Genomic DNA, 6179 nt, shown 5'->3' with positions numbered 1-6179 from the left:
AACCCCGCCAGGCCCGGCAGGATGTGCCCCGCCGAGGCCACCAGCCCGCCGGCGGCAAATGCCCCCAGGCCCGGCAGGCCCCAGCCCTTCCGTCCGGCATAGCGGCCCTGGTGGCGGTACAGGTCCGGCACATCCAGCACCTGGCGGCGCACGACATAGAAATCCGCCAGCATGATCCCGGTCACTGGCCCCAGCAGCCCGCCGATCAGGTCCAGTGCGCGATAGATGCTCGCCGCCTCGTTGAACCACAGCCAGGGCATGAAGAAGACGCCCAGCACCAGCACCAGCCGCGACGCGCGGTTGAAGTCCAGGCGCCGGGGCATCAGGTTCACCAGGTCATAGGCCGCCGGCATGATATTGGCCACGACGTTGACCGACAGCGTCGCCAACACCAGCGTGGCCCCGCCCAGCACCGTCACGACCGGGTGGCCCAGCGCCACCAGCAGCTCCACCGGGTTCCAGATCGGGTGGCCGAACAGGATAACGGTCGCCGAGGTCGTGATGATTCCCATGGGCGTAAAGACCAGCGCCGTCACCGGCAGCCCGATCGCCTGTCCCACCACCTGGTCGCGTTCCGAGCGTACGAAGCGCGACAGGTCGGGAATATTGACGGCGAAGGTCGCCCACATCCCGATCATCCCGGTCACCCCCATGGCGAACCGCGACCAGAATTCCGCTCCGTGCAGATGCGACGGCTGCGCGAACAGCGGGCCCAGCCCGTGGCCCACATGCAATCCCCACATCGTGGCCAGCAATCCGACCAGGATGACCAGCGGCCCGGCGACCAGCTCGAAATTGCGGATCCGATGCACGCCATGGCTGGCGATCCAGCCATGCAGCGCCCAGATCGCGGCCATCGCCAGCCACATGCGAAGCTGCATGCCCAGGAACGGCGCCTGCAGCGACGCCCAGCCCGCATTCAGGGTCGAGAATATCGCATCCACCGCCTGCGCGGCGGCATAGGACTGGACCGAAAACCAGAAGATCGCGCAGAACCCGCGCAACACCACCGGCAACTGCGCCCCGAACGGCCCGAAGGCCGAACGGATCAGCACGCAGAACGGAATGCCGTACCGTGTCCCCGCCCTGGCGTTGAACCACATCGCCAGGAACAGGATCAGATAGGCGACGGCGACGATCTCAAGGCATTGCCACGCCGAAAATCCCAGCGCCATCAGCCCCGATGCCGCCTCATAGGCCACGATGTTATGGACCATGCCCATCCACACCGTGGCCATGTTCACCCAGCTCCAGTCCCGCCGCTCGGGCGGCACCGGCGCCAGGTCGGCATTATACAGGTCGGGCGCATAGGAACCGATCGGCGAGGGGTCCGGGGCAGGGGACGAACTCTCGGTCATGGCGGGGTCTCCTGACGGATCGACGGGCGAAAGGGGGCCGGTTCAGTCCAGCGTGCGCACGATGTCGGCGATGGTGCCGAACAACTGGTCGATCTGCGCCTTCTCGATGATCAGCGGCGGCGACACCGCGATCACGTCGCCGGTGTAGCGCACCAGCACGCCCTTGCGGAACGCCCGATCGAACGTCTCATAGGCCCGAGCGCCCGGCGCGCCCGGACGCGGCTCCAGCTCGATGCCGGCGACCAGCCCGACATTGCGGATATCGACGACGTGCGGCAGCCCGCGCAGCGCATGGGCCGCTTCCTCGAAATAGGGGGCCAGGTCGTCGGCCCGCGCGAACAAATTCTCCTCGGCGTAGGTGTCCAGCGTCGCGATCGCCGCGGCGCAGGCCACCGGATGGCCGGAATAGGTATAGCCGTGCGGCAGTTCGATCCCGCTTTCGGGGCCGTCCATGAAGGCCGCATGCACATGTTCGCGCACGATGGCGGCGCCCATCGGGATCGTACCGTTGGTGACCCCCTTGGCGCAGGTCATGATGTCGGGGATCACGCCGAACTTCTCGGCTGCGAAGGCCGGGCCGCCCAGCCGTCCGAAACCGGTGATGACCTCGTCGAAGATCAGCAGGATGCCGTATTTGTCGCAGATCTCGCGCAGCCGCCGCAGATAGCCGACCGGCGGGGGCAGCACGCCGGTCGATCCGGCCATCGGCTCGACCATCACCGCCGCGATGGTCGACGGGTCATGCAGGGCGACGATCCGCTCCAGAGTGTCCGCCAGTTCCGCCCCATGCTCCGGCAAGCCCTTCGAGAACGCGTTGCGCGCCAGGTCATGGGTGTGCGGCAGATGATCGACCCCGGTCAGCAGCCCGCCATATAATTTGCGGTTGCCCGAAATCCCGCCCACGGAAATCCCGCCGAATCCCACGCCGTGATAACCGCGCTCCCGCCCGATCAGCCGCGTGCGCGCCGCGTCGCCCCGCACGCGGTGATAGGCGATGGCGATCTTCAGCGCCGTATCCGCCGCCTCGGACCCCGAATTGCAGAAGAACACATGGTTCAGGTCGCCCGGCGCCAGCGCCGCGATGCGATCAGCCGCCGCAAAGCCCAGCGGATGGCCCATCTGGAAGGTCGGGGCGAAATCCAGGGTCGCGATCGTCTTCTGCACCGCCTCGGTGATGCGCGGACGATTATGGCCGGCATTGACGCACCACAGCCCCGCGCAGCCATCCAGGACCCGGCGCCCGTCATCGGCGGTGTAATACATGCCGTCGGCCGCGACCAGCATGCGCGGCGTGCGGCGAAACTGCCGGTTGGCGGTAAAAGGCATCCAGAACGCGTCGTGATTGGTCGCCGACATCGCGTAACTCCTGCGATCTGCTGGTCAGGTAAGGCGGGAAAAAAGGACAGAGAGGGCAGGGGGCGTCAGGCGTTCAGCCGCCGGTCGGCATCCAGCACCGCCCGCAGCAGCACGTTCGCCCCGGCCGTCACGTCGCCGCGTTCCGCGCTTTCGGCCTCGTTGTGGCTCAACCCGCCGGCACACGGAACGAAGATCATCGTGGTGGGCGCGACCCGCGCCAGATACGCCGCGTCATGCCCCGCGCCCGACACGATCCGGCGGGCCGGATAGCCGAAGGACTCCGCCGCCTGCCGCACCGCCTCGATGCAGGCCGGGTCGAAATGCACCGCCGGCGCATCCCACACGCGCGCGAAATCCGCCCGCACGCCCGATGCGGCGGCAATGTCCGCGATCCTCTCGCGCAGCGCGTCCTCCATGCGCCCGACCACCGCGTCGTCGGGATCGCGCAGGTCGATGGTCAGGAACACCTCGCCCGGCACCACGTTGCGGCTGTTGGGCCGGTTCTCGACCAGCCCGACCGTCGCCACCGCGTCGGGCCCATGCGCCAATCCCACCGCGTTGACCGCCTCGATCATCCGCGCCGCCGCCAGCAGGGCATCGGCCCGCATGGTCATCGGCGTACTGCCCGCATGGGAATCCCGCCCCGTCACCGTCACTTCGTACCAGCGTATGGCCTGCACGCCGGTCACCACGCCGATCGTCTTGCCCTCGGCTTCCAGGATCGGCCCCTGCTCGATATGCAGTTCGAAATAGGCCGCGATCGGGTGCCGGCCGCACGGCTCCGGCCCGCGATAGCCGATCCCCGCCAGGGCATCGCCGAAGCGCACCCCCGCCCGGTCGGTCTTGTCCAGCGCCTCCGCCTCGGTGAACACGCCGGCAAACACCCCCGATGCCAGCATCGCCGGGGCGAACCGCGCCCCTTCCTCGTTCGTCCAGTTGATGACCTCGATCGGGTGGCGCGTCTCATGCCCCGATTCCCGCAACGCCCGCAGCACCGCCAGACCGCCCAGCACGCCGATGATCCCGTCGAACTTGCCGCCCGTCGGCTGCGTGTCCAGATGGCTGCCCATGGTGATCGGCGGCAGGGACGGGTCGGCGCCCTCGCGGCGGGCGAACTGGTTGCCCATCGAATCATGGCTGACGCTGCATCCCAGCGCCCGGCAGGCGGCGGCGAACCAGTCGCGCACCTGCCGGTCCTCCTCGGTCAGGGTCAGGCGCCTGATCCCGCCCTTCGGCGTCGCGCCGAAACGCGCGGTCTCCAGGATGTCGTTCCATAACGATGCGCCATCCACGGTGACATTGTCCCCGCTCCGCAGGCCGCCCGCCTCGCTCATTCGCTACCTCCAGCCATTCGCCCGATCGTTTCCGAACCGGTCGGATCCCCGCCGCACGGTTATAGTCACATGGTTATACACGCGTATCGGCCGGGCCGACATGCGCGCGCTCCGCACCGCACATAATCCGTGCCGAGCCTATGCCGGATTCTTTCGATATGGTAGCGAAAATTCTGACCAATGAGTCAGGTTAGTCGAATTTCCAGACAAAAGATCGCGGAGACGACCAGAAGAGACCAGAAATAAGGCACAAAACGGCGCAATTGCCCGTATTTCAATCCACGCCGCATCCGGCCATCACCAGCGTCAGGATCGTCCGCGCCGCGTCCTCGTAATCCTGTTCGCGCAGCGTGCGCTGGCCCAGCACCGCCCCGATCTGCGCCCCCATGTCGGCATAGGTCTGGGTCATCGCCCACAGGCAGAACATCAGATGCGGCCCCGACACCGCCCGCATCGCCCCGGCGCGCTGCCAGGCGCGGAACGTCTCGTCCAGCTCCTCGACATGCCGCCGCAGCGACGTCTGCAGGAAGACGCTGATATGCGTCGCCCCCTGCAGGACTTCGTGGGCGAAGATCCGCGACGCATCCGGCCGCTCGCGCGAGAACGCCAGCTTGGCGCGGATATAGCCCTCCAACGCCGCGCGCGGCGTCTGGTCGGGACGAATCCACACCGTGGCGTCCGCCAGCCAGTCGGTCAGGATGTTCTCCAGCACCGCGCGATACAGCTCTTCCTTGGTGCCGAAATAATAATGGATGTTCGCCTTCGGCAGCCCGGCCTCGGCGGCGATCGCCGCCATGCTGGCGCCCTTGAACCCGTCACGCCCGAACAGGCGCTCGGCCGCGCGAAAGATCTGCTGCGTGCTGGCCCGTCGCGGCGCCCCCGCCGCCTGCTCCTGGCGGCGAACGGGACGGGGCACGAACGGGGGAGAAGAAGCGGAACTGCGCATGAGGTACCGTCCCGCCTTTGCGCCCGGCTGGCAAGCCGGAAACATGCGCCGTCCCCGCTAGCGCCGCTCACCCCAGCGCCACCGCCAGCCCCCCTCGGTCTTCAACGCGCATATCGCCAGAAGCACCGCCAGGGCGACGGCATCGATAACGATCGTGACTATGCCGGCGGGGCCGATTCCGAGGAATCCGAGGATCGCCCGGGCGGATACCAGGATCGCGACGAAGACGGCAAGCACCGCCCAGCCTTGCCACGCGATGGGCCGCCCGGTCCCGTAGCCGTAGCGCTTGGCCGCGAACCAGGCTTTCGACGGACTGTCCGACATCCGGCCATACCTCTCGTCTGATCGCCGTCACGATAGGGACGGGGCGCGCTATTGTCATCCGCGATCCGGATACGGCCCCTGGCAGCATCACAAAACCGGCTATTCCCCTCCGGCACGCGATTTGCTCTGTTTTGCGGCAGGAATGACGGAACGGGCCGGCGCTTCCCATGACGGGCAGCCCGGCCCCCGAAAAGGAGACCGACGATGCTTCTGGTGCGTGGCGGAACGGTGGTGACGGCCGAGCGAAGCTGGCGGGCCGACGTGCTGTGCGACGATGCGGGACGGATCGCCCAGGTGGCGCCCGGGATCGCGGCGCCCACCGGCTGCGACGTGCTGGATGCCGGCGGCCTGCTGGTCATGCCGGGCGGGATCGACCCGCACACCCATATGGAAATGCCCTTCATGGGCTCGGTCTCCAGCGACGATTTCGAAACCGGCACCGCCGCCGGCGTCGCGGGCGGCACGACCATGATCATCGATTTCGTCATCCCCCAGCCGGGCGGCTCGCTGCTGGCCGCGTGGAAGGACTGGCGCGCCAAGGCCGCGAAGGCGGTGGCCGATTATTCCTTCCACGTCGCCGTCACCCATTGGGACGACCAGGTCCATGCCGAGATGGGCACGCTGACGCGGGAATGCGGGGTCAATTCCTTCAAGCATTTCATGGCCTACAAGGGCGCGCTGATGGTCGATGACGGCGTGCTGCTGCGCTCGATCGGCCGGGCGCTGGAACTGGGCGCGCTGTGCAACGTGCATGCCGAGAACGGCGACGCCGTCGCCTTCCTCCAGCAGGACCTGCTGCGGCGCGGTCTGACCGGCCCCGACTCGCATCCGCTCTCCCGCCCGCCCGCGGTCGAGGGCGAG

The 6179-nt window shown here is 67.9% G+C and carries 6 protein-coding genes; 1 reads left to right on the top strand and 5 read right to left on the bottom strand.

Going from position 1 to position 6179, the window contains the following annotated elements:
• The 5 genes from HUK84_RS08680 to HUK84_RS08660 form a co-directional block, all read right to left on the bottom strand.
• On the bottom strand, positions 1-1358 hold a 1358-nt coding region (locus HUK84_RS08680; protein WP_176639949.1), incomplete at its 3' end, for an NCS1 family nucleobase:cation symporter-1.
• Between the two features lie 42 nt (positions 1359-1400).
• Positions 1401-2714: an aspartate aminotransferase family protein gene (locus tag HUK84_RS08675; RefSeq protein ID WP_176639948.1), complete on the bottom strand. Its 1314-nt coding sequence runs from the start codon at positions 2712-2714 to the stop codon at positions 1401-1403.
• A gap of 65 nt (positions 2715-2779) precedes the next feature.
• Positions 2780-4048, bottom strand: a complete 1269-nt coding sequence (locus HUK84_RS08670) for a M20 family metallo-hydrolase (RefSeq protein WP_176639947.1) — start codon at positions 4046-4048, stop codon at positions 2780-2782.
• Between the two features lie 274 nt (positions 4049-4322).
• Positions 4323-4994 carry a TetR family transcriptional regulator C-terminal domain-containing protein gene (locus HUK84_RS08665; protein WP_176639946.1) on the bottom strand — a complete coding sequence of 224 codons (672 nt, stop codon included), beginning with the start codon at positions 4992-4994 and terminating at the stop codon, positions 4323-4325.
• Positions 4995-5051: 57 nt separating this feature from the next.
• Positions 5052-5318, bottom strand: coding sequence for a hypothetical protein (locus HUK84_RS08660; RefSeq protein WP_176639945.1), 267 nt, complete (start codon positions 5316-5318; stop codon positions 5052-5054).
• 204 nt (positions 5319-5522) lie between these two features.
• Between HUK84_RS08660 and HUK84_RS08655 the strand changes: the two genes are divergently transcribed.
• On the top strand, positions 5523-6179 hold a 657-nt coding region (locus HUK84_RS08655), incomplete at its 3' end, for an amidohydrolase family protein (protein ID WP_176639944.1).

The sequence above is a fragment of the Nguyenibacter vanlangensis genome, assembly GCF_013376155.1.
Classification (GTDB): domain Bacteria; phylum Pseudomonadota; class Alphaproteobacteria; order Acetobacterales; family Acetobacteraceae; genus Gluconacetobacter; species Gluconacetobacter vanlangensis.
This window is presented reverse-complemented; position numbering and strand designations above follow the sequence as displayed.